Source organism: Paracoccus sp. Z118, from assembly GCF_019061185.1.
GTDB lineage: Bacteria > Pseudomonadota > Alphaproteobacteria > Rhodobacterales > Rhodobacteraceae > Paracoccus.
Genome location: NZ_JAHQZU010000115.1, coordinates 1 through 542, shown reverse-complemented (window position 1 = coordinate 542; position 542 = coordinate 1). Strand labels below are relative to the sequence as shown.

Sequence of the window (542 nt, the reverse complement as noted above, 5' to 3'; positions counted from 1 at the left end):
GTGCGGCCGCCTTCGCGGATGGCGAAGCGCAGCTTCTCTTCCATCGCGATCGGGGCGATCAGCTCGACCTCGAACTTCAGGTTGTCGCCCGGCATCACCATCTCGGTGCCTTCCGGCAGCTTCACCGTGCCCGTCACGTCCGTCGTGCGGAAGTAGAACTGCGGGCGGTAGTTCGCGAAGAACGGCGTGTGGCGGCCGCCCTCTTCCTTGGTGAGGATGTACGCCTCGGCCTCGAACTTGGTGTGCGGCTTGACCGAGCCCGGCTTGGCCAGCACCTGCCCGCGCTCCACGCCCTCGCGGTCGATGCCGCGCAGCAGCGCGCCGATGTTGTCGCCCGCCTCGCCGCGGTCCAGCAGCTTGCGGAACATCTCGACGCCCGTGCAGATCGTCTTCTTCGTCGGGCGGATGCCGACGATCTCCAGCTCGTCACCGACGTTCACCGCGCCGCGCTCGACCCGGCCCGTCACCACGGTGCCGCGGCCCGAGATCGAGAACACGTCCTCGATCGGCATCAGGAACGGCAGGTCGATGGCGCGCTCGGG

At 68.5% G+C, this 542-nt stretch carries 1 protein-coding gene; it reads right to left on the bottom strand.

Annotated elements, in window-relative coordinates; all coding sequences use genetic code 11:
- A partial coding sequence (locus tag KTN05_RS17765) for an EF-Tu/IF-2/RF-3 family GTPase (RefSeq protein ID WP_254368348.1) occupies window positions 1-542 on the bottom strand: 542 nt, incomplete at both ends.